We start from the raw sequence: 21,683 nt of genomic DNA on the forward strand, positions 1-21,683 counted from the left end.
AATCAATTGCATTATTGAATCGAAATCAGAAATAATCTGATATCGCTTGACATCGATTCCTCGCCGGCTAGATTTAAAAATCAATAATCCGGACATTTGTAGCCGGTCGCTGCGGGGAATGACAATGAACAACCTGGTTACCGGCACAACCGTCGCATCCGCGTCGCCCTTGAACGATCGGCGTAACCCGCCATTCGCGGCAATTCGCGGCCGAGAGCGAAACGATTACGAATCCCGGGTCATGGAGGCCTACCAGGACGACCCGGTGAACTGGAGCAAGGCCATCGGCGATCGCCTCTGGTTCCAGTTCGGCGTCTTTGACCATCCCCAATCGCCGACGCCGGTCGATCTGGACGAATCCGGCCTCAGGTATTTCGAACGGCAATTGAAGATCGCCGGTCTGGAGACGCCCGGGCGCCAGCCGATCAACCGGGTACTCGATATCGGATGCGGATGGGGAACCGTGCTGCGCGATCTGTCCGAGCGGTTTCCCGACTGCCATCGCCTGGACGGCATCAACATCAGCAGCCGCCAGCTCGAATACTGCGCCGAGGTAAACGCCGCGCGGGGATTGTCCGACAGGATCAACCTGTTCCAGTGCAATGCGCTGGACATCGACCTGCTGCCGGATTTCAACCAGCCCTACGACCTCGTGATCATGCGTGGTGTGATCTCCCATTTCCCCTACGATCTCTTCGAAATCGTGATGGCGAAATTGCGACAGCGGCTGGGAGAAAACGGGACGGTCATCGTTTCGGATAACTTATATAACGTCGACCTCTCCGAATACCGCTCCGATACGCCCGACCTGGTCGACAGGCTCGCGTGCAAATATCGCAAGACACCTGCGTACCTGCGCCAGGTGTTCGAACAAAGCGGCTTCCGCGTCCAGGATATGCAGATCCTGCCGGACCGGACAGATGCGACGCGATGGCTGTTGAACGTTCAGGACAACATCGAGCGCAATTTCCCGACGGGCGCGGTCGGCGCGCTGGAGGAACTCCGCGTGATGTGCGAAAGCCTGGCCGTCGCAATCGTGAAGCATCAGGTTTCCATCTATAGCTTCGTGCTCAAGCACGGTCGATGAAGGCCGCCCGTTCCCGCCGCCGGACATCAAGCCCGAGAACCCGCCATGACAGATATTCCCAACTTCGTTCGCAACCTGCCTGGCCTGCCGAAGCCCGGGGAGACAATCTTCCATCCGGACTTCCATCTGCAATTGAAACCCATGTGGCATCCGCTCCATGACGAGGCGGAACGCCGGATCGCGCTCACGGACAGCCCGTACATCCTGGCCTACTACGGCAGCCAGAAGGCCGTCGAACACTATCTGGCGCAAAGCATGCCGTCATTCGGTGGCCTGTGCTATCCGCACACCCTGAATGACAGGATCTACGATCTGGAACGGATGATGAGCATCACCACGCTGATCGACGACACCATCACCAACCCCGCCATGCTGGAGCAGGCGCACAAGCGCTCGACATTGCGCCGGCACTACTTCGACGCAATCGCCGGCATCCGCCCGCCGGACACCGCGCCCATCGCGCAATTGCTGTACGAGGGGCTGCTGCCCGTCAAGGCGCATCTGGCGTCGAAACCGCGTGTCTGGAAACGCATGGAGGACGCCCTGCATACGCTGATCATCAGGCAGACGGATCCGCTGGCCCTGAAGATGGACGAACTCACGTTCGACGCCTACCTGGAGATGCGGCGCATCGACAACTACGGGGAATGGGCAGCCATCATGACGGAGTACGCCATCGACGTCGACATGACCGAGCACCTGGTGGCCGACCGCTCGTTGGCGGAAATGAGAACGGCCGCTATCGATTCGATTACGCTGGTCAACGACCCGTACTCGTTCCGAAAGGAAATTCACATCGCCGATTCGGTCAACTCCGTCTGGCTGCTGATGTACCGCGACGGCCTGAAACTCCAGGATGCGCTGAACAAGCTGGCAACGCTGGTTGCAGAGAACGAGCGCAATCTGATGGCAGCGCGCGATCGCGTCCTTGCCGGCCCGCTCGGGAATCGGGCGGATGTGCGCGCCTACGTGACCGAGCTCGAGCATCTGGCGTCCGGCAATGCGGAATTTCACGCGATCAGCACGCGCTACCATGGCCGGGATTTCAAAGGGAAACGGTTCATTTCCGGTGAGGTGACCATTCGGGCGCTCCCCTCCACGGATGAAGTCGCGGCGGCAGATCTGGCCAGTGTCCGCCCCATGAATTAAGGCAACCGGATCGGCCACGCAAACGCGTCGATACGGTCGAAACAACGGCAACGGACATCTCCATCTGCGGCACGTATCCGGCCAACCGCCGGACGCTATGGAGTGAAAGGCCGTTTCACGCAGATCGTTATTTCGGCGCCTGATTGGCCGCCGCGACGCAATGTTTCATCTTCTTGCGCCGGCGCCGCACCAATCCGTGGCGGTGCACGGTTCGGGTGCAAGAAGCCACCGCACCCGGCCAGCCGCGCTCACACCGGCGTCAACACCGGCCGCCCTGAAAAGTGCCGCTCGGCATTGTCGATGAACTGCCGCACCGACCGGTCGAGCGCCTCGGGCGACCAGCCGCCCATATGCGGCGTCAGCACGACGCTGTCGAGATCCGTCAGCGTGCGCGGCGGCTCGGGTTCGCCTTCGTACACGTCGAGCCCCGCGCCCGCGATGCGTCCTTCGCGCAACGCCTCTGCCAAAGCAGCGGTATCGACAACACTGCCGCGTGACACGTTGACGACGAATCCGCCGGGGCCGAGCGCGTCGAGAACCGCACGATCGATCAGATGCCGCGTGCCCGCGCCGCCCGGCGTCGCGACGATCAGGAAATCGGCCCACTGCGCGAGCGCGTCGACGCGGTCGAAATAGCGATAAGGGACTTTCTTCTCCGACCGGTTGTGATAACCGATCTCGATGTCGAAGCCGGCCGCGCGGCGCGCGCACTTCTCGCCGATCTTGCCGAGCCCGACGATGCCGAGCTTCTTGCCCGACACGTTCGGCGGCATCGCCAGTCCGTCGCGCCACACGCCCGCGCGGGTTTTCGCATCGAGCTGCACGACGTTGCGCACGGCCGCGAGCAGCAGCGCGAACGCGTGATCGGCCACGCAATCGTCGTTGGTGCCGGCGCCCGTGACCACGGTAACGCCGCGCGCCTTGGCGTGCGTCACGTCGATGTGCTCGTAGCCGGCGCCGAGCGCGCTGACGAACGTGAGTTGCGGAAGACGATCGATCTCGGCGGCGGTGAGCCCCGTGCTGCCGTTGGTCAGCACCGCGCGTAGGGTGCCGCCGTGCTCGGCGATCGCACGTTCGCGTGCTTCGGATGTCGGGGCGTAGCGCACGTCGAACGACGCGGCGATCTCGCGATGCGCGTCACCGCGTAATGCGATGAGAACCAGCAGCTCGGGCTTCATGTCAGGAAGTGTCGGCAAGGCGGGAACGGATTCAGTGTAACAAGCCTGCAACACGGATGCGGGTAATCCCCACACGGGCTGTGGGCACGCCGCCGCACGCGGTTTGCCAAAGCCGGCTCAGTCAAGTAACTTTCGGCGTACGCCCCCGTCCTGGAGATTGGCCCGTATGAAGCTCGCCCTGCCCGCCCGGATCCTGGGCCTCGCGCTCGCCGCCGCGATCGTCGCGCCCGGCGCGCATGCCGACACGCCCGTCGTGGTGTCGTCGAAGATCGACACCGAAGGCAACCTGCTCGGCAACGTCATTTCACAGGTGCTGAAGGCCCACGGCATTCCCGTCACCGAAAAGATCGCGCTCGGCACGACGCCGATCGTGCGCAAGGCGCTCACGAGCGGCGAGATCGACGTCTACCCCGAATACACCGGCAACGCCGCGTTCTTCTTCAACAAGGCGGACGATCCGCTGTGGAAGAACGCGAGCCAGGGCTACGACACCGCGAAGCAGCTCGACTACGCGGCGAACCATCTCGTCTGGCTCACCCCGGCGCCCGCGAACAACACGTGGGGCGTCGCCGTGCTCGCACCGGTCGCGCAGTCGCAGCACCTGAAGACCTTCTCCGATTTCGGCAAGTGGGTGGCCGGCGGCGGCAAGGTGAAGCTCGCGGCGTCGGCCGAATTCGTGAACAGCGCGTCGGCGCTGCCGTCGTTCGAGAAGGCGTACGGCTTCAAGCTGAAGCCTGACCAGCTCGTCGTGTTGTCCGGCGGCGACACGGCCGCGACCATCAAGGCCGCCGCGAACCAGACCGACGGCGTGAATGCCGCGATGGTCTACGGCACCGACGGCGGAATCTCGTCGAGCGGCCTCGCGGTGCTCGACGACGACAAACACGTGCAGCCCGTCTACGCCCCCGCGCCGGTAATCCGCGAAGCCGTGCTGAAAGCGCATCCGCAAATCGCCGACTACCTGAAGCCCGTGTTCGCGAGCCTCGACCTGAAGACGCTGCAGACGCTGAACGCGCGCATCCAGATCAACGGCGAACCGGCCGCCGGCGTCGCGAAAAGCTACCTGAAAGCGAAGGGCTTCGTTAAATGACGGGTCGCGCGGCAGCGTCCGCGCGGCGCATCACGGCGGACAAGGTCGGCATCCTGATCGGGGTCCTGACGATCGTCGCCGTGCTCGGCCTGCCGTTCGCGGTGCTGCGGCCGAACCGCATCGCGGCCGGCACCGACCTGTCGGTGTTCGCCGCGCTGCCGGCCCTGCAGGGCGCCGGGCTCGCCGCGCTGTGGATCGTCGGCGCGCTGTGGGCGATGACGGCGAGCCGCCCCGCGTGGCGCCTCATGGCCGGCTGCGCGTGGCTCGCCACGCTCGCGTACGCGGTCGGCGCGGCCGCGACGCACGTCGTCGCACCTGACGACACGCTCGCCCGCGTGTCGCCCTCCTCCGGCGTCTGGCTGCTGCTGTTCGCGTGGGCCGTGCTCGTCGCAGATGCGCTCGCACGGCTCGCATTCGGCCCGTGGCGGCGTCTCGCCGCGCTTGTCGTCGCGATAGCAGCGATTTCGGTGCCACTCGCGACCGGCTGGTGGGACGGCCTCTCGGTGATGCGCGAATACGCGGTGCGCAGCGACGACTTCTGGATCGAGGCGATCCGGCACGTGTCGCTCACCGGTGGCTCGGTGGCTGCCGCGCTCGTCGCGGGCGTGCCGCTCGGCATCGCCTGCGCGCGCATCGCGGCGGTGCGTACCGTCGCGATGCCCGTGCTCAATATCGTGCAGACGATCCCCAGCATCGCGATGTACGGGCTGATGATGGCGCCGCTCGGTTTGCTCGCCGCACACGTGCCGCTCGCGGCCGCGCTCGGCATCCGCGGCATCGGCGTAGCACCAGCCGTGCTCGCGCTGTTCCTGTATTCGCTGCTGCCGATCGCGTCGAGCGTCGTGGTCGGGCTCGGCCAAGTGCCGCCGCACGTGACCGAAGCGGCGCGCGCGATGGGCATGACGCGCGCGCAGCGGTTGCTGCGCGTCGATCTCGTGCTCGCGCTGCCGGTGATCCTGAGCGGCGTGCGCATCGTGCTCGTGCAGAACATCGGGCTGACCGCGGTCGCCGCGCTGATCGGCGGCGGCGGCTTCGGCATCTTCATCTTCCAGGGGATCGGGCAATCGGCCGCCGATCTCGTGCTGCTCGGCGCGATCCCGACGATCGCGCTCGCGCTGGTGGCGGCCGTCATATTCGAAGCCGCGACCACGCTCGCGAAGGGGCGTGCAGGATGATCGAGATCGAACGTGCGGGCAAACGCTTCGGCGACATCGTCGCCGTCGACGACGTCTCGCTGACGATGAAACGCGGCACGATCACCGCGCTCGTCGGCGCATCGGGCAGCGGCAAGTCGACGCTGCTGCGCATGATCAACCGGCTGATCGCGCCCACCAGCGGCACGATCCGCATCGACGGCGTCGATACGGCCACCGTCGCGCCCGAGCAGCTTCGGCGCGGCATCGGCTATGCGATCCAGGGGCACGGGCTGTTTCCGCACTGGAGCGTCGCGCGCAACATCGCGACTGTGCCGCGCCTGCTCGGCTGGCCGGCCGAGCGCATCGATGCGCGCGTGAACGAATTGCTCGACCTGTTCCATCTCGCGCCCGCCGAGTTCGCGGACAAGCTGCCGCACGAACTGTCGGGCGGCCAGCAGCAGCGCGTCGGCGTCGCGCGCGCGCTCGCGGCCGAGCCCGCGATGCTGCTGATGGACGAGCCGTTCGGCGCGCTCGATCCGATCATCCGCAACAAGGCGCAGGACGACCTGTTTGCCTTGCAGCGCCGCCTCGGCATCACGGTCGTGATCGTCACGCACGATATCGAGGAAGCGCTGAAGCTCGGCGACACGATCGCGGTGATGGACGGCGGCCGGCTGCTGCAGGTCGCTTCGCCTGCCGAGATTCTCGGCAAGCCGGCGGCCGGCGTCGTCGAGCAGCTCGTCGCGGGCGTCGACCGGCCGCTGCGCCTGCTCGCGCTGACACCGATCGACGCGGTGGCCGAACCCGGTCATGCCGACGGCGAACCGATCGCCGCAACGCGCACGCTGCGCGATGCGGTGTCGGAGCTGCTGTGGCGAGGTGTCGATGCGCTTCCAGTGGAAGATGGCAACGGCCACAACACGCGCCGCATCACGCTCGACGCGATCCGTGCGCACGCAAGGAAGCCCGCATGACGACGCACGGCAGCACGCGGCCCGGGCGGTCGGCACTTCCCGCCTACCTCGCACGAGCAGCCGCGCTCGCGCTGCTGCTCGTGCTGCTGTTGCGCCCCGCCTGGCTGCAAGGCTTGTTCGCGCCGTTCGCGGACAACGGCGCGCCCGTCATCTACGATCGCGCGAGCCTGCTCGACCTCACGCTCGCGCATCTCGGCACGGTCGCGTTGTCCAGCGTGATCGGCACGATCGTCGCGGTCGCGGCCGGCATCGCGGTCACGCGGCCGTGGGGCGCAGATTTCCTGCCGGTCGCGCGCAGCGTCGTGGACATCGGCCAGACCTTCCCGCCCGTCGCGGTGCTCGCGCTCGCGGTGCCGGCCGTCGGCTTCGGCTTGAAGCCCGTGCTGATCGCGCTCGTGCTGTATGGCCTGCTGCCCGTGTTCGAAAGCACGATCGCGGGGCTCGAGGACGTGCCGCGCGACGTCGTCGATGCCGCGCGCGGGATGGGGATGAGCGGCTGGCAGCAACTGATATCGGTCGAGCTCCCGCTCGCGTTTCCGGTGATCGTCAACGGGGTCCGGCTCGCGGTGGTGATCAATCTCGGCACCGCGACGATCGGCTCGACGGTCGCCGCGCGCGGGCTCGGCGACGTGATCATCGCAGGGCTGCAGACGTCGAATACCGCGTTCGTGCTGCAGGGTGGCGTGATCGTCGGGCTGCTCGCGGTGCTCGTCAGCGATGCGATCGGCGCGATTGCACGGGTGGCGGCCGCACGGCGCGCGTAGAAGCCGTTGCGCGATTTTTAGAAGGAGAAACCATGACCGTTCCGGACACCGGCCCGTTTTTTCATGGCACGAAAGCGAATCTGCGGATCGGCGACTTGCTGACGGCAGGCTTCCGATCGAATTATCGCGATGACGTCGTGATGAATCACATTTACTTCACGGCCTTGCCCAAAGGCGCCGGCCTGGCTGCGGAAATGGCCAAAGGCGACGGCCGACCGCGGGTCTACATCGTCGAACCCACCGGCGAATTCGAAAACGACCCGAACGTCACGGACAAGAAATTCCCGGGCAATCCGACGCGATCGTATCGGAGCACATCGCCTTTGAAGATCGTTGGCGAACTCGAGAGCTGGGAACCCTACGATCCGGCGTTCATCCAGCAGCTCAGAATCCGCATCGAAACCGGCATCGGCGAGATCATCAACTAGCGTTCATCCGGACTCCGATGCGTGTCCGCGCAACGATCGGTTCCACGATCGGCTCGCCACGACACAAACCTACATGCCGCTTTCATTCGAACCGGCACTCGACCACCGGCCGCGATTGGCCGATATACTAGGCGCCTTCCCATTCCCCGCACTCCACCATGCGACGGTTTCTCTGGCTGATCGTGCTTTCGCTCGGCATCGCGCAACAGGCGTCGGCGCAGCAAGCGCCCGCACTGCCTGCGTCCGCGCCCGAAGCAGCCGCATCGGCGCCGTCCGTCGCATCCGCGCCGCTCGCCGACGCCAACGATCAGCCGAACGAAGCAAACCGCCGCATCACGTCCTACCTGACGAAGAAGTTCGGCGTCGCGAAGGAACGGGCCGCGAAGCTCGCCGATATCGTGAGCGTCACTGCGACGAAATATTCGCTGCCTCCCGCACTCGTTTACGCCATTATTTCGATCGAATCGCGCTTCCAGGAAAAGGCACGCGGCCAGCATGGCGCGACCGGGCTGATGCAGGTCGTGCCGACCGCGCACCGCGGCCTGGTGCGCAACGTGAAGGACCTGACCGACCCGAACGCGAACGTCGAAGTCGGGTCGGCGATCCTGTCGGGCTACGTGAGGGCCGCCGGTGGCGACGTGCGGGCCGGACTGAGGAGCTACAGCGGCGGTTCGAACGCGTATGCGGCGAAGGTGATGCAGCGCGTCGATTCGTTCCGCTTCGTGCTCGAACCTGACGACGATGCGAAAGCCGTGAATCCCGCGAATCCCGCGAACGATGCGAAGGCCCGCATGGTGCCGGTCAGCGAAAAGACGAGCCCTACGTCGGCCCGCGGCAACTAGTCCCCTTCGTTCGACGCGCATGCGCCATGCCACCCGCCTCCTTGCCGTCGCCGCGCTGACGATCGGCCACACCGCTGCGTTCGCCGCCGTCGATTGCGAGAAACACGCGCTGACGATGAACGACGTGCGGACCTGCGTACTCGGTCAAAACGACCAGGCCGTCGAGCGCGCATACCGGTCGCTCGAGCGCAAGCTCAAGCAGCGCAACCCCGATGCCGCCAGCGCACTCGCGAAGTCGCAGGCAAGCTGGACCCGCTTCGCCGACGACACCTGCGACTACGTGAAAGCCGCCAATCCGCAACAGATGATCCCGGAAGACGCGCGGATGAACTGCTGGGTCGATTTCAGCCAGGCACGCGTGCGCATCCTGAAGAAATGGGAAGCGCAGCTGGACGCACCGCCACCGGCGCAGAACTGAACGACGAACGGCTACCCGCCCGTCACGCCTGCGCGAAACGCTCCCGCAAGAACTCGATGAAATGCTGCGTCTTCGCGGGCAGCAGCCGCGTCTCCGTCATCGCGTAGACCGCAATCGGCTCGCCTTCCCATGCCGGCATCACACGGCGCAACCGGCCGGCGGCCAGATCGTCCGCGACGATCGCTTCGGACAGCACGATGATGCCCGCATCGAGCGTGGCCAGACGCCGCAGCATGCCGACGCTGTTCGACCCGAACCGGCTGCTCACCGGCACCTCGACGGAACGCGCGCCGTCGTGCAGCGTCCATGACCCGCTCCGCTGCAGGCCGAGGCACGCGTGCCGCACGAGGTCTTCAGGCTCGCGAGGCTCGCCGGCGCGCGCGAGATAGCCGGGCGACGCATACAGGTAGTTCCGGAGCGTCGCGAGCCGCCGCGCGATCAGCTGCGAGTCCTCGGACGGCCCCATGCGGATCGCCACGTCGAACGGTTCGCTCACCAGGTCGACACGCCGCGATGTCAGCTCGAATTCGAAGGTCAGCTTCGGATAACGATTCCCGAATTCGACGACCAGCGGCGCCAGAATGACCACCGCGAAATCGACCGGAAACGAGGCGCGCAGCACGCCGGTCGGCTGCGCCAGCAGGCCGCCGAGCTGCTCGTGCGCGAGCCGCGCCTCGTCGACGATGCGCTTGCAGCGCTCGAAGTAGAGCTGGCCGGCCTCGGTCAGCTCGATCCGGCGCGTCGTGCGATGCAGCAGCCGCAGCCCGATCGCCTTCTCCAGCGCGCTGATGCGCCGCGACAGTGTCGAGTTCGGCATCCCCAGCGTCTCGGCCGCACTGCGAAATCCCTTCGCCTTCACGACTTCGACGAACAACGCCATGTCGTTCAGCAGTTCCATGCCCACTGCTCCATCAATGGATCAATGTTATCCAGATTACCCTGTTTATCCCGAAAAGGAAGCAATGGATGATGGGTGTGTGGAGGCGAGGTCGGCACACCCCGTGCGCGGCCGGCGCCCGAGGCGGCACCGTCCTGGCGCCGCTATCCCGAATCTCGAGGAGCTGACGCATCATGAGCCAACTGTTCACCCCGGTCCGCGTGGGCCGATATACGCTGGAAAACCGCCTGGTCATGGCGCCGATGACCCGCAGCCGCGCCGCCTTCGACGGCACGCCCGGCGAATGGGCCGCCGAGTATTACGCGCAGCGATCGAGCCTCGGCCTGATCGTCAGCGAAGGCACGCAGCCGTCGGACGACGGTCAAGGCTACCTGACGACGCCCGGCATCTATACCGACGCGCACGTCGCCGGCTGGAAGGCGATCAGCGACCGCGTGCATGCACGCGGCGGCCGGTTGTTCATCCAGCTGATGCATGTCGGGCGCATGTCGCATCCCGACAATACGCCGCATCACCGGCAGGCCGTCGCGCCGTCGGCGATCGCGCCGAACGCGCCGATGTTCACGATGAAGGGGATGCTGGACATCCCCGCACCGCGCGCGCTGACGCTCGACGAAGTGCGCGAGACCGTGAACGACTTCCGCATCGCCGCGCGCCGCGCGATCGAGGCGGGCGCCGACGGTGTCGAGATTCACGGCGCGAACGGCTACCTGATCCAGCAGTTCTTCGCGCCGAATGCCAACACGCGCACCGACGCGTACGGCGGCTCGATCGAGAACCGCGCGCGCTTCGCGATCGAGGTTGCCGCGGCAATCGCCGACGAGATCGGCGCGGATCGCACGGCCATCCGCGTGTCGCCCGGCAACACGCTGGGCGGCCTCGACGAAGGTGCGGAAGGGCCGGAACTGTATCGCCATCTCGCGACGGAACTCGACCGTCTCGGCCTCGCCTACCTGCACGTGATGCATCAGGGCAACGAAGCGCTGCTGGCCGACCTGCGCGCGCGCTGGAACGGCACGCTGATCCTGAACCGTCCGGGCCGCACGCGCGACGAAATCGGCACGGACGTGACGTCGGGGCTGGCCGATCTCGAAGCGTACGGGCAGATGGTGCTGGCGAATCCGGATTTCGTGACGCGGGTGAAAACCGGCGCACCGATGAACGATGCGCGGCGCGAGACGTTCTTCGGCGGCGATGCGCGCGGGTATGTCGACTATCCGGCGCTGGATGGGGCGGCTGCGGCTTGATGCGTCGGCTCAGGGTGATCGCAAAGACATGCTGGAACGCATGTCGCCGCGATCGCCCGGTGAATGCCCGATTTCAAAGCAGATCGATGTTCACCTTGGACACCATAGGCGCAATACGCAGCGCACGGTCGGCCTGAGCACACACGTACTCCGAAATATTGCCTACCCATCCACGTTCGTCGCCCACGTAAATGTCGGACTTTGCCAATTCAGGCGCGATCTCCGTCGCCAGACGCGCCATCTTCGACATTTCCCGCGCGACGAACGATGGCCGGATCTGTATGCGATGTGCAAAATCCGCGAGCGCGAACGCGGTCAGTTCCTCCGTGCGAAACACGTCCCCATAAGCCATCGCCATATCCTGGACGTACGCGTCGCCATACACGTTGACGCAAACGAGGTCGTAAAGCGGCGCAGGCGCAAGCCCGCCACCGCTGACGAAAAACGAGATGTTCTTGCCATGCGCGTCGCTGTTGCCGATCAGCAGTTGCAGCAGGGCCCAGCGCAGCATTGCCGCGCGCGCGGGTGCCGGCGTCTCGAGATAGGGTGTCAGCGAGAACAGCTTCTCGAAGCTCACGCCTTCGCGAATATTGCGCACGTCCGCGTTGTTGCCGAGGTTGCGTTCGTACTTGAGCGTCGCCGGCATGTCCAGTGCCTGGCATCCGTCGATGACATGAAGGCGCCGCACCGCACTGACACGCGTCGGATCGTCCGGCTCGGTCGTCACGATCCGGTCGAAGCGCTCGATGAGCAGAATCGGCTCCGGGATGCGGCGAATCTCGACGGGCGCCACTGGCAGCCCCATACGAGCGGCCAGTGTCATGCAGAAATGTTCATTGGCGACCATGAACGGCGCATGCGGGTTGCCCGACTCCGGCTTCAGAATGTGCGTGCTGCTGAGCGCTCCTTCGACGAGTGCAAATTGCTCCCCCTCGACCAGCACCTGCAGTTTGTCCTGATGGCCGGCAATCGACAGCCGGACCTGGCCGTCCCACACCGGAAACGGGATCGCGTCGCGCTTGCGAATGCGGTCGGTCAACTCTTCCGCGGATATCACGCGACGTTCGGACTCGAGGGCTTCCGGGGCTTGTGCGTTCTCTCCGTCGTCCGGCAGGAAACTCAGCGCGCCGACCGGCTCCTTGCCGAGCATCCGGATCAGACCGAACACGTTGTCCTTCGATAGCTGATACATCGCCGCGGCCACTTCAAGCGCACGCCCCTCGGGCAACAGATTGCCGATGAAGCGCTGCACCGCTCCCACGGGAAGCGAACGACCGTCGAGCGGAATGCACGGCGACAACGCGAACGCATCCGCGCGCGCCTGCCACGTCGGGTCATACGAAAACCCGTAGTCATCCTGACGGGCGTCGTAAGTCAGCTGCCCGACGGGTGAACCGTTGGTCGAGATGCGCAGGCGATGAACCATCACGCGCCCTCCCGCGACCCCGCCGGAACAGTCGGCTCGGCCAGTTCATGCAATGCCTTGCGTGCGACAGGCACTTCGCGCTTCGGTACGACGAGCAAATTGAGGCCCAAGCCGTCGAGTACTTTGAACAGCTTGTCGAGGCTCACCGCCCGGCCGTTTTCGAGCCGCGACAGCACGTCCTTGGAGACGCCGAGCATGTCGGCTGCGTCGTCGATCCGCATCTGGTTCTGCGCCCGCCGGTTGCGGACGAGCGCCCCCAACGCCGCGAGATCCTGCGCAAGCGGGTCGGGTGATGCAATCGGGCGGGGTAAGGTGCGGGCCATAATTCCGGGATACCAGGAACAAAATGCCGACGAGCGTGCGTCGACGGCATTGTTACGAGAATATCGGAATTATAGGCTTGAATGCCGGCGGCGGCGAATTGTTCTCATATTTCAGGAACAAATGCCGACCCGCTCATGATCGACGTATTATTCTTATATTTCAGGAACTATACAGGCGCGACACGTGCCACGCTGGCGGCCGACCGGCATCGTTTCGATGCGCTCGTCGACCGCCTCTCCCACATCAAAACTGCCCCGCCGCGCCCGTCCACCGCAAATAATCCCCGCGCGTCCAGTCGAGCGACACGCCGACCCGCTTCGTGCCGGGCCGGATCTTCGGCTTGTACACCGACAATGTCAGCGACTCCAGCGCCGGCCATTCGCGGAACGACAGCACCGCGATATCGGCGACGAGCGTCTCGAGCAACCGCGTATGCGGCTTGTGCGACAGGAACGCGGCAAGGCGCGCGCAATAGCCGTCGTAATCGATCCACTCGCCCTGCTCGCTCGGCTCGCACCGATAGCCGAGCCGTGCATCGATCACGATCGGCTGCGGCGCTTCATGCTCGTGCGCATGAATGCCGATCCGCGCGGGCACCTTCAGTTCGTCGACGAACACGCTCCAGCCGCGCCCGCGCAGGCGCGGCGCGTCGATCGCCACGAACGGTTCGTCGAACGGCTTCATGATGCGAGCGGCGCGGCCGCGTCGAGCATGATGCGCACGAAGTAGTCGGCGAAGCTGCGGCGCAGGACGATCTCGAACGCATCGTCACCGGTCGGGATCAGCACGATCGACGACTTGAAGTAATGCGACTGCGCGCACTGGCCCGGCTTGAACACACGCGGGTGGAGATCGAGCGGGCAGCCGCGCGCGAGCACGTCGCGCACGCGTTCGCCGCTGATCTCGACGACCGTATAGCCGCTGCCGACGTCGACGGCCGCCGCATACGAACCCTGCACGGCCTCAGCGAGCTGCGCCTCCAGCACGCCGGCCTGCACGGGCCCGTTCGAGCGCACGAGCCACTCGTCGGGGCCGAGCCACAGCACGTCGTACTCGGCGCCGCGCGCGACCGTGTTCGGCGCCGCGGGCGGCCGGCAGCCGACCACGCGCTCGAACGCGCTCACGAACGCCGGGTCGCTCAACTCGCCGCGCACGTTGACGAGATCGAGGAACGGCCGCTCGCGCAGCGTGAACTTCTTCGATGCGCGCGCCTGGTGCGGCTTCAGCACGTCGGCCGCGCCGACGAACGGCGATTCAAGCGTCACGCCGCCCGCGCCCGCCACCTGCGTCTGGTTTCTCGTTTCATTCCACATGCTGACGCACCCCTTCGGTATCGTAGAAAACCGGGCTCGAGATCTTCGCGGTGATGCGCTTGCCGTTGGCCAGCGGAATCACGACGCTCTCGCCCATCTTGTTCAGGCCGCCCTTCACCACCGCGAGCGCGATCGAGCGCTTCAGGATCGGGCTGTAGTAGCTCGACGTCACGTGGCCGATCATCGGCGTCGGATCGACCGCCGACACCTGCGTGTCCTTCGCGATGATCTGCGCGCCTTCCGGCAGCACGAACTGTTCGTCCTCGGTCAGCAGGCCGACGAACTGCTTGCGGCCCTCCTTCGCGGTATCCGAACGCGACAGCGAGCGCTTGCCGAGGAAGTCCTTCGACTTCGCGACGACGCCGCCCATCCCGAGGTCGTACGGCGTGATCGAGCCGTCGGTATCCTGGCCGACGATGATGTAGCCCTTCTCCGCGCGCAGCACGTGCATCGTCTCGGTGCCGTACGGCGTGATGTCGAACTCGGCGCCGGCCGCCATCAGCGCTTCCCACACAGCGCGGCCCGCATTCGCCGGCACGTTCACTTCATAGGCGAGCTCGCCCGAGAAGCTGATCCGCATCACGCGCGCCTTCGCACCCGCGACGGTGCCGTTCCGGTAGCTCATGAACGGGAACGCCTCGTTGCCGAAGTCGATGTCCTGGCACACCTTCTGCACGACCTTGCGGCTCTTCGGGCCGACCACCGCGAACGTCGCCCAGTGATCGGTGACCGACGACAGCCGCACCTTCATGTCGGGCCATTCGGTCTGCAGCCAGCGCTCGAGCCACGTCAGCACGCGCGCCGCGCCGCCCGTCGTGGTCGTCATCATGAAATGCTGGTCGGCGAGGCGCACCGTCACGCCGTCGTCGAACACCATCCCGTTCTCGTCGAGCATCAGCCCGTAGCGGCACTTGCCCACTTCGAGCTTGTTCCACGGGTTCGTGTACATCCAGTTCAGCAGCTTCACCGCGTCCGGACCCTGGATGTCGATCTTGCCGAGCGTCGACGCGTCGAGGATGCCGACGCTGTTGCGCACCGCGAGGCATTCGCGCTTCACGGCCGCATGGAGGTCCTCGCCGTTCTTCGGGAAGTACCAAGGCCGCTTCCAGTTGCCGACGTCCTCGAACAACGCGCCGTGCTCGACGTGCCACTCGTGCACGCAGGTCTTGCGGATCGGATCGAGGAAATCGCCGAGCTCGCGGCCCGCGAACGTGCCGAACGACACGGGCGTGTAGTTCGGGCGGAACGTCGTCGTGCCCGTTTCCGGAATCGTCTTGCCGAGCGCCCCCGCGAGGATCGCCATCCCGTTGATGTTGCCGAGCTTGCCCTGGTCGGTGCCGAAGCCCATCGCCGTGTAGCGCTTCACGTGCTCGACCGACTCGAAGCCTTCGCGTGCGGCCAGCAGGATGTCCGCGGCCGACACGTCGTTCTGGAAGTCGACGAACTGCTTCGGCCCGCGCGCCGCGGCTTCGCGGCTGCCAACCAGCCACAGCGGCTGCAGTGCGCCTTCGACGGTTTCCGCAACCTGCGGCGCGACCGCGCGCTGCTCAGCGGTAAAACCCGCCGCCTTCGCGGCTTCCACGCCCGCATCGACCGCGAGCCGCAGCGCGCGCGCCAGGCCGAATTCGCCGGCCGCGGCACCGATGCTCGCTTCCGCCTGCACGGGCTTGCCCGGCAGGAAGCATGCCTTCTCGTCGTTCCAGCAGGCCTTGCCGCCCGACTGCGCGAACAGGTGCAGCACCGGGCTGAAGCCCCCCGACATCGCGACGAGGTCACACGGCAGCGTCTGCAGCTTGCCGCCGGTCTGGCCGTTCGAGTAGGACGCGACGTCGACCGACGATACGCGCCACTTGCCCGATGCGACCGTCACGACCGCGCCGCTCATCACCGTCACGCCCTGCCGCTTCGCGGCGGCCGGCAGCGCACCGTTCGACGATGCGCGCGAATCGACGACCGTCACCTTGGCGCCGCACGCCTTCAGGTCGAGCGCGGTCTGGTAGGCGCGATCGTTGTTCGTGAACACGACCGCGTTGCGACCCGGCAGCACGCCGAAGCGATGCACGTAGGTGGACACCGCGCCGGCAAGCATCACGCCCGGCAGGTCGTTGTTGCCGAACACGATCGGACGCTCGTGCGCACCAGTCGCGAGGATCACGCGCTTCGCGCGGACCTTCCACAGCAGCTCGCGCGTGCCCTTGCGCATCGACACCGGCAGGTGATCGGTCAAACGCTGCGTGACCGTCACGAGGTTGTGGTCCTGGTAGCCGAACGCGGTGCTGCGCGACAGGATCGTCACGTCGGGCAGCTTGCGCAGCTCGGCCTCGATCTTCTCGACCCACTGCAGCGCGGGCTTCGCGTCGATCTCGGCGCGGCACGACAGCAGGCTGCCGCCGAGCTCGCGCTGGTCGTCGACGAGGATCACGCGCGCACCGGCCGTAGCCGCCGCATGCGCGGCCGCGAGACCCGACGGGCCACCGCCGACCACGAGCACGTCGCAGTGCGCGTAGCACTTGTCGTAGCGATCGGCGTCGAGCGCTTCCGGCGCCTTGCCGAGGCCGGCTGCTTCACGGATCTTCTCTTCGTACTTCGGCCACATGTTGCGCGGCCACATGAACGTCTTGTAATAGAAGCCGGCCGGCAGGAAGCGCGACAGCTTCTGGTTGATCGCGTACTTGTCGTTCTCGAGCGACGGCTCCGCGTTCACGCTGGACGCGACGAGCCCCTGGTACAGCTCGATCTCGGTCGCGCGTGCGTTCGGCACCGTGTACGGGCCCGATTCGAGCTGCACGACGGCGTTCGGTTCCGCGACGTCCGCCGTCACGATCCCGCGCGGACGGTGGTACTTGAAGCTGCGCGCGACGAAGTGCACGCCGTTCGCGAGCAGCGCGGACGCGAGCGTGTCGCCCTGGAAGCCCTGATACGTGCGGCCGTTGAACGTGAAGGTCAACGGAATCGCGCGATTGATGCGGCCACCGGTGCCGAGGCGGTCTTTCTGGCTCATTTGCTCGTGCCCTCTTCGTGTGCGTTGCCGGCAGCTTCGCCGAACTTTTCGTAGCCCTTGATATCGTAGGTCACCGTGTCGCGCGTGGCCTTGAACCAGCGGCGGCAGCCCTGTGCGTGCAGCCATTGCTCCTTGTGCAGCCCGCGCTTGTTCTCGCGCATGAACACGTACTCGCCCCATTCGCGGTCGGTCATGTTCTCGTTGTTCACGGGGCGCACGATGTCGGCTTCACCACCGCACGAGAACTCGGATTCGGCGCGCGGCCCGCACCACGGACATTCGATCAGCAACATGTTTATCTCCTCGTTCAGTGCGCGACGGCGGCGGCGCCGTGCTCGTCGATCAGGTGGCCCGTGTAGAAACGGTCGAGCGCGAACGGCGCGTTCAGCGGATGCGGTTCGTCGCGGGCGATCGTGTGCGCGAACACCCAGCCCGAGCCGGGCGTCGCCTTGAAGCCGCCGGTACCCCAGCCGCAGTTGAAATAGAGGCCCTTCACGTCGGTCTTGGTGATGATCGGGCACGCGTCCGGCGACACGTCGACGATGCCGCCCCACTGGCGGTTCATCCGCACGCGCGAGAACACCGGGAACATCTCGACGATCGCCTGCAGCGTGCTTTCGATGATGTGGAAGCTGCCGCGCTGGCCGAAGCCCGTGTACTGGTCGATGCCGGCGCCGATCACGAGGTCGCCCTTGTCGGACTGGCTGATGTACGCGTGCACCGCGTTCGACATGATCACCGAGTTGACGACCGGCTTGATCGGCTCGGACACCAGCGCCTGCAGCGGGTGGCTTTCGATCGGCAGGCGCACGCCGGCCATGTCGGCGAGCGTCGTCGTGTTGCCGGCCGCGACCACCGCAACCTTCTTCGCCTTGATGAAGCCCTTCACCGTGTCGACGCCGACCACCGCGCCGCCTTCGCGGCGAATGCCCGTCACCTGGCAGTTCTGGATGATGTCGACACCCGCGCGGTCCGCGCCGCGTGCGAAGCCCCAGGCCACCGCATCGTGACGCGCCACGCCCGCGCGGCGCTGGATCGACGCGCCGAGCACCGGGTAGCGGCTGTTCAGGTTGATGGTCGGCTCGATTTCCTTGATCTGCGCGGGCGTCAGGAATTCGGCGTCGACGCCGTTCAGCCGGTTCGCGTTCACGCGGCGCTCGGTGTCACGCACGTCCTGCAGCGTGTGGGCCAGGTTCATCACGCCGCGCTGGCTGAACATCACGTTGTAGTTCAGGTCCTGCGACAGCCCTTCCCACAGCTTCATCGCCTTTTCGTACAGCGCGGCCGATTCGTCCCACAGATAGTTCGAGCGGACGATCGTCGTGTTGCGCGCGGTGTTGCCGCCGCCGATCCAGCCCTTCTCGAGGATCGCGACGTTCGTGATCCCGTGCTCTTTCGCGAGGTAGTACGCGGTCGCGAGGCCGTGGCCGCCGCCGCCGACGATCACGACGTCGTATTCCTTCTTCGGTTCCGGGCTCTTCCACTGCTTTTCCCAGTTCTCGTGATACGAGAGGCCGTTGCGGAACAGGCTGAATATCGAGTAGCGGCTCATGTGAGTGATCCTTCGTTTAGCATTCGATGACGTTCACGGCCAGACCGCCGCGCGACGTTTCCTTGTATTTCGTCTTCATGTCCGCGCCCGTCTCGCGCATCGTCTTGATGACCGAATCGAGCGATACGTAGTGCTGGCCGTTACCCTTGAGCGCCATGCGCGACGCGTTCAGCGCCTTGATCGCGCCCATCGCGTTGCGCTCGATGCACGGGATCTGCACGAGCCCGCCGACCGGGTCGCAGGTCATCCCGAGGTTGTGCTCCATGCCGATCTCGGCGGCGTTCTCGACCTGGTCGGGCGTGCCGCCCATCACCGCGGCGAGCGCGGCGGCGGCCATCGAGCACGCGACGCCCACTTCGCCCTGGCAACCCACTTCCGCGCCGGAGATCGACGCGGTTTCCTTGTAGATGATCCCGATCGCCGCCGCCGTCATCAGGAATTCGACGATGCCGGCTTCGTTCGAGCCCGGCACGAACTTCACGTAGTAGTGCAGCACCGCGGGAATCACGCCGGCCGCGCCGTTGGTCGGCGCGGTGACGACCCGGCCGCCCGCCGCGTTCTCTTCGTTGACGGCCATCGCATACAGGTTGACCCAGTCGAGCATCGACAGCGGGTCGCGCAGCGACTCTTCCGAGCGCTCGCGCAGGCGGGCGTTCAGCTCGGCCGCGCGGCGCTTCACGCGCATCGGGCCCGGCAGGTCGCCCTCGACCTTGCAGCCGCGCTCGACGCAGGCGGCCATCGTGCGCCAGATCGCGAGCAGCCCGGCGCGCACTTCGTCGGCGGGACGCAGCGCGCATTCGTTGCGCATCATCAGCTCGGCGATCGACAGCCCGTGCTCGCGGCACTGGCGCATCAGGTCGTCGCCGGTGCGGAACGGATACGGCACCTCGACCGCCGCGCGCACGCCGTTCACGCGATCGCCGTCGCGGTTCACGACGAAGCCGCCGCCGACCGAGTAATACTCTTTCTCGACGAGCAGCTGGCCGTGCTCGTCGAAGGCCTGGAAGCGCATCCCGTTCGGGTGCACGATGCTCGTGCCGCTCATCAGCTTGCGATAGAAGCCGATGTGCTCCTTTTCCTCGAAGCGGACGGTCTGCTTGCCGAGCAGCGACAGCGATTTCTCCGCGCGGATCGCGGCAAGCCGCGGCTCGATCAGGTCCGGATCGATCGTGTCGGGCAGGTGGCCCTCGAGACCGAGCAGCACGGCCTTGTCGGTGCCGTGGCCCTTGCCGGTCGCGCCGAGCGAGCCGTATAGTTCGACCCGCACGCGGCGCACGAAACCGAGCAGGTTCGCGTCCTCCACGTGCGACGCGAAGCGGCACGCGGCGATCATCGGGCCGACCGTATGCGAACTGGACGGGCCGATGCCGATCTTGAACAGGTCGAAGACGCTGACGTTCATCTGGCTTCCTCTGGGTGGGACACACGTGAAATGACGTTGGCGCCAGTACATCAAAGCGTAAAATCGGCCGATAGAACAAAAACGGCATCGGCGTGGGATAGCGCCGCCAAGCGCCACGTCGGCAGGCCCGAAAGTGCGTTTTGGCGATGGTTCGCGACGGAAAACCACAAGTCGTGCCGGAACCGATCAGCGACGCTGGCTGCATCCGCCCCGCCCGACCGCCGTACCCGCATGCCCCGTATCAACAGACTGAGTGAGACCGCCCGCCCGGCGTGAAGAGATTGGCCGCGATGACAACCGACGTACCCGCTTCCCCCCTCGCAGAACCCGCGCCGCGGCGTATCCGCTTCGGCATCGTGCTGCTGCCGAACTTCACGCTGACGGCCTTCTCCGGCTTCGTCGACATGCTGCGGCTGTCGGCGGACGACGGCGACTACAGCAAGCCCGTGCGCTGCGCGTGGAGCGTGATCGGCGAGACCCTCGCGCCGGTGCGCGCGAGTTGCGGGATCCAGATCACGCCGTGGGAAACGTTCGACGCGGCCGAGCCGTTCGACTATGTGGTGGTGGTCGGCGGGCTGCTGCATTCGGGGCCGCAGGCGGGCCCCGAGACACTCGACTTCATCCGCCGCGCGGCGGCGGGCGGCGCGACGGTCGTCGGGATCTGCACCGGCGTGTTCACGCTGATGCGTGCCGGCGTGCTCGACGGCTACCGCACCTGCGTGAGCTGGTTCCACTACTGGGATTTCATCGAGCGCTTTCCGTCCGCCGATCCCGACCTGCTGATCGCCGACCGGCTGTTCGTAATCGACCGGCGCCGCATCACCTGTTCAGGCGGCCGCGCGTCGATCGACGTCGCCGCCGCGATCCTGCTGCGCCACTTCGATCACGCGACCGTGCAGAAGGCGCTGCGCATCCTGCTGGTCGGCGAGATGCAGAAAGGCAACGCGCCGCAGCCGCATCCGCCGGGCCTCGAGCCGGCGACGCACCCGAAGGTCAAGCGCGCGATTCTCCTGATGGAACAGCATGTCGGGCGTGCGCTGTCGCTCGACGAGCTCGCGAGCAAGCTCGATTTGTCGACGCGCCAGCTCGAGCGGCTGTTCAAGGCGGAAACGGGCAAGAGCCCGCAGGCGTTCGCGAAGCAGGTGCGGCTACGCACGGCCGCGTGGCTGCTGACCAGCTCCGACCGCACGGTGGCCGATATCGCGTCGAGCTGCGGATTCGCCGATGCGTCGCACCTCGGGCGCGAATTCCGCAAGCAGTTCGGCGTGCCGCCGGCGACTTATCGGGAGCGTGGCGGGGAAGTGGCGGAAGCCGGGGCGGCAGTCGCGCCAGACCCCGTCGAGGACATCGCCGACTGACGGCGACGAGCCCCCGCTCCTTTACCAACCGATCGCGAAACGACACTCGAACGCATCGGTTTCGACTCAATTGGAACCGGTTCCAGTCAATTTAAC

Annotated in this window: 21 protein-coding genes; 11 read left to right on the top strand and 10 right to left on the bottom strand. The window is 66.1% G+C overall.

Going from position 1 to position 21,683, the window contains the following annotated elements; genetic code table 11:
• The first annotated feature begins 124 nt into the window (after positions 1-124).
• A complete protein-coding gene (locus F3J15_RS04090; protein ID WP_166888024.1) occupies positions 125-1,087 on the top strand; it encodes a class I SAM-dependent methyltransferase in 963 nt (320 codons plus the stop codon).
• Between the two features lie 45 nt (positions 1,088-1,132).
• Positions 1,133-2,236, top strand: coding sequence for a methyltransferase type 12 (locus F3J15_RS04095; protein WP_166888026.1), 1,104 nt, complete (start codon positions 1,133-1,135; stop codon positions 2,234-2,236).
• Between the two features lie 248 nt (positions 2,237-2,484).
• Here the strand turns inward: F3J15_RS04095 and F3J15_RS04100 are convergent, their stop codons facing one another.
• The gene (locus F3J15_RS04100; protein WP_166888029.1) at positions 2,485-3,414 is read right to left on the bottom strand and encodes a 2-hydroxyacid dehydrogenase; all 930 of its coding nucleotides are present in this window, start codon (positions 3,412-3,414) and stop codon (positions 2,485-2,487) included.
• A gap of 166 nt (positions 3,415-3,580) precedes the next feature.
• Between F3J15_RS04100 and F3J15_RS04105 the strand changes: the two genes are divergently transcribed.
• The 7 genes from F3J15_RS04105 to F3J15_RS04135 all read left to right on the top strand — a co-directional run bounded on the left by F3J15_RS04105 (position 3,581) and on the right by F3J15_RS04135 (position 9,066).
• A complete protein-coding gene (locus F3J15_RS04105; protein ID WP_166888032.1) occupies positions 3,581-4,504 on the top strand; it encodes an ABC transporter substrate-binding protein in 924 nt (307 codons plus the stop codon).
• A complete protein-coding gene (locus F3J15_RS04110; RefSeq protein ID WP_166888035.1) occupies positions 4,501-5,679 on the top strand; it encodes an ABC transporter permease in 1,179 nt (392 codons plus the stop codon). Before F3J15_RS04105 ends, F3J15_RS04110 begins: the two co-directional genes overlap by 4 nt.
• Entirely contained in the window at positions 5,676-6,614 is a 939-nt protein-coding gene (locus F3J15_RS04115; protein WP_089485114.1) for an ABC transporter ATP-binding protein, read from the top strand. The genes F3J15_RS04110 and F3J15_RS04115 overlap by 4 nt, the downstream gene beginning before the upstream one ends.
• Positions 6,611-7,378: an ABC transporter permease gene (locus F3J15_RS04120; protein WP_166888038.1), complete on the top strand. Its 768-nt coding sequence runs from the start codon at positions 6,611-6,613 to the stop codon at positions 7,376-7,378. Before F3J15_RS04115 ends, F3J15_RS04120 begins: the two co-directional genes overlap by 4 nt.
• A gap of 32 nt (positions 7,379-7,410) precedes the next feature.
• On the top strand, positions 7,411-7,806 hold the full coding sequence (gene arr / locus F3J15_RS04125) for an NAD(+)--rifampin ADP-ribosyltransferase (protein WP_039346583.1): 396 nt from the start codon (positions 7,411-7,413) through the stop codon (positions 7,804-7,806).
• 158 nt (positions 7,807-7,964) lie between these two features.
• On the top strand, positions 7,965-8,648 hold the full coding sequence (locus F3J15_RS04130; protein WP_166888041.1) for a lytic transglycosylase domain-containing protein: 684 nt from the start codon (positions 7,965-7,967) through the stop codon (positions 8,646-8,648).
• A gap of 19 nt (positions 8,649-8,667) precedes the next feature.
• Complete coding sequence (locus F3J15_RS04135; protein ID WP_166888044.1) at positions 8,668-9,066, top strand: lysozyme inhibitor LprI family protein; 399 nt, start codon at positions 8,668-8,670, stop codon at positions 9,064-9,066.
• 22 nt (positions 9,067-9,088) lie between these two features.
• On the opposite strand, the gene F3J15_RS04140 is transcribed toward F3J15_RS04135, so the two are convergent.
• Positions 9,089-9,964 (bottom strand): LysR family transcriptional regulator, encoded by an 876-nt coding sequence (locus F3J15_RS04140; protein WP_166888047.1) that lies wholly within the window; start codon positions 9,962-9,964, stop codon positions 9,089-9,091.
• A gap of 173 nt (positions 9,965-10,137) precedes the next feature.
• On the opposite strand from F3J15_RS04140, the gene F3J15_RS04145 reads away from it, so the two are divergent.
• On the top strand, positions 10,138-11,211 hold the full coding sequence (locus F3J15_RS04145; protein WP_089448268.1) for an alkene reductase: 1,074 nt from the start codon (positions 10,138-10,140) through the stop codon (positions 11,209-11,211).
• A gap of 73 nt (positions 11,212-11,284) precedes the next feature.
• On the opposite strand, the gene F3J15_RS04150 is transcribed toward F3J15_RS04145, so the two are convergent.
• From F3J15_RS04150 to F3J15_RS04185, 8 genes are all read right to left on the bottom strand, one after another.
• Positions 11,285-12,637 (bottom strand): HipA domain-containing protein, encoded by a 1,353-nt coding sequence (locus tag F3J15_RS04150; protein ID WP_166888050.1) that lies wholly within the window; start codon positions 12,635-12,637, stop codon positions 11,285-11,287.
• Positions 12,637-12,960: a helix-turn-helix transcriptional regulator gene (locus tag F3J15_RS04155; RefSeq protein WP_166888053.1), complete on the bottom strand. Its 324-nt coding sequence runs from the start codon at positions 12,958-12,960 to the stop codon at positions 12,637-12,639. The genes F3J15_RS04150 and F3J15_RS04155 overlap by 1 nt, the downstream gene beginning before the upstream one ends.
• A 244-nt stretch (positions 12,961-13,204) precedes the next feature.
• The gene (locus F3J15_RS04160; RefSeq protein ID WP_011354099.1) at positions 13,205-13,645 is read right to left on the bottom strand and encodes a dihydroneopterin aldolase; all 441 of its coding nucleotides are present in this window, start codon (positions 13,643-13,645) and stop codon (positions 13,205-13,207) included.
• Positions 13,642-14,274, bottom strand: coding sequence for a sarcosine oxidase subunit gamma (locus F3J15_RS04165; protein WP_089485107.1), 633 nt, complete (start codon positions 14,272-14,274; stop codon positions 13,642-13,644). The genes F3J15_RS04160 and F3J15_RS04165 overlap by 4 nt, the downstream gene beginning before the upstream one ends.
• Entirely contained in the window at positions 14,264-17,275 is a 3,012-nt protein-coding gene (locus tag F3J15_RS04170; RefSeq protein WP_089485106.1) for a sarcosine oxidase subunit alpha family protein, read from the bottom strand. The genes F3J15_RS04165 and F3J15_RS04170 overlap by 11 nt, the downstream gene beginning before the upstream one ends.
• Entirely contained in the window at positions 17,272-17,568 is a 297-nt protein-coding gene (locus F3J15_RS04175; RefSeq protein ID WP_166888056.1) for a sarcosine oxidase subunit delta, read from the bottom strand. The genes F3J15_RS04170 and F3J15_RS04175 overlap by 4 nt, the downstream gene beginning before the upstream one ends.
• A gap of 14 nt (positions 17,569-17,582) precedes the next feature.
• Positions 17,583-18,827, bottom strand: coding sequence for a sarcosine oxidase subunit beta family protein (locus F3J15_RS04180; protein WP_006480591.1), 1,245 nt, complete (start codon positions 18,825-18,827; stop codon positions 17,583-17,585).
• A 16-nt stretch (positions 18,828-18,843) separates the two neighbouring features.
• Positions 18,844-20,229 carry an L-serine ammonia-lyase gene (locus F3J15_RS04185; RefSeq protein ID WP_043180619.1) on the bottom strand — a complete coding sequence of 462 codons (1,386 nt, stop codon included), beginning with the start codon at positions 20,227-20,229 and terminating at the stop codon, positions 18,844-18,846.
• A gap of 290 nt (positions 20,230-20,519) precedes the next feature.
• On the opposite strand from F3J15_RS04185, the gene F3J15_RS04190 reads away from it, so the two are divergent.
• On the top strand, positions 20,520-21,587 hold the full coding sequence (locus F3J15_RS04190) for a GlxA family transcriptional regulator (protein WP_166888059.1): 1,068 nt from the start codon (positions 20,520-20,522) through the stop codon (positions 21,585-21,587).
• Positions 21,588-21,683: the final 96 nt, after the last annotated feature.

It is taken from the genome of Burkholderia sp. Ap-955 (genome assembly GCF_011753045.1).
Taxonomy (GTDB): Bacteria; Pseudomonadota; Gammaproteobacteria; order Burkholderiales; family Burkholderiaceae; genus Burkholderia; species Burkholderia lata_D.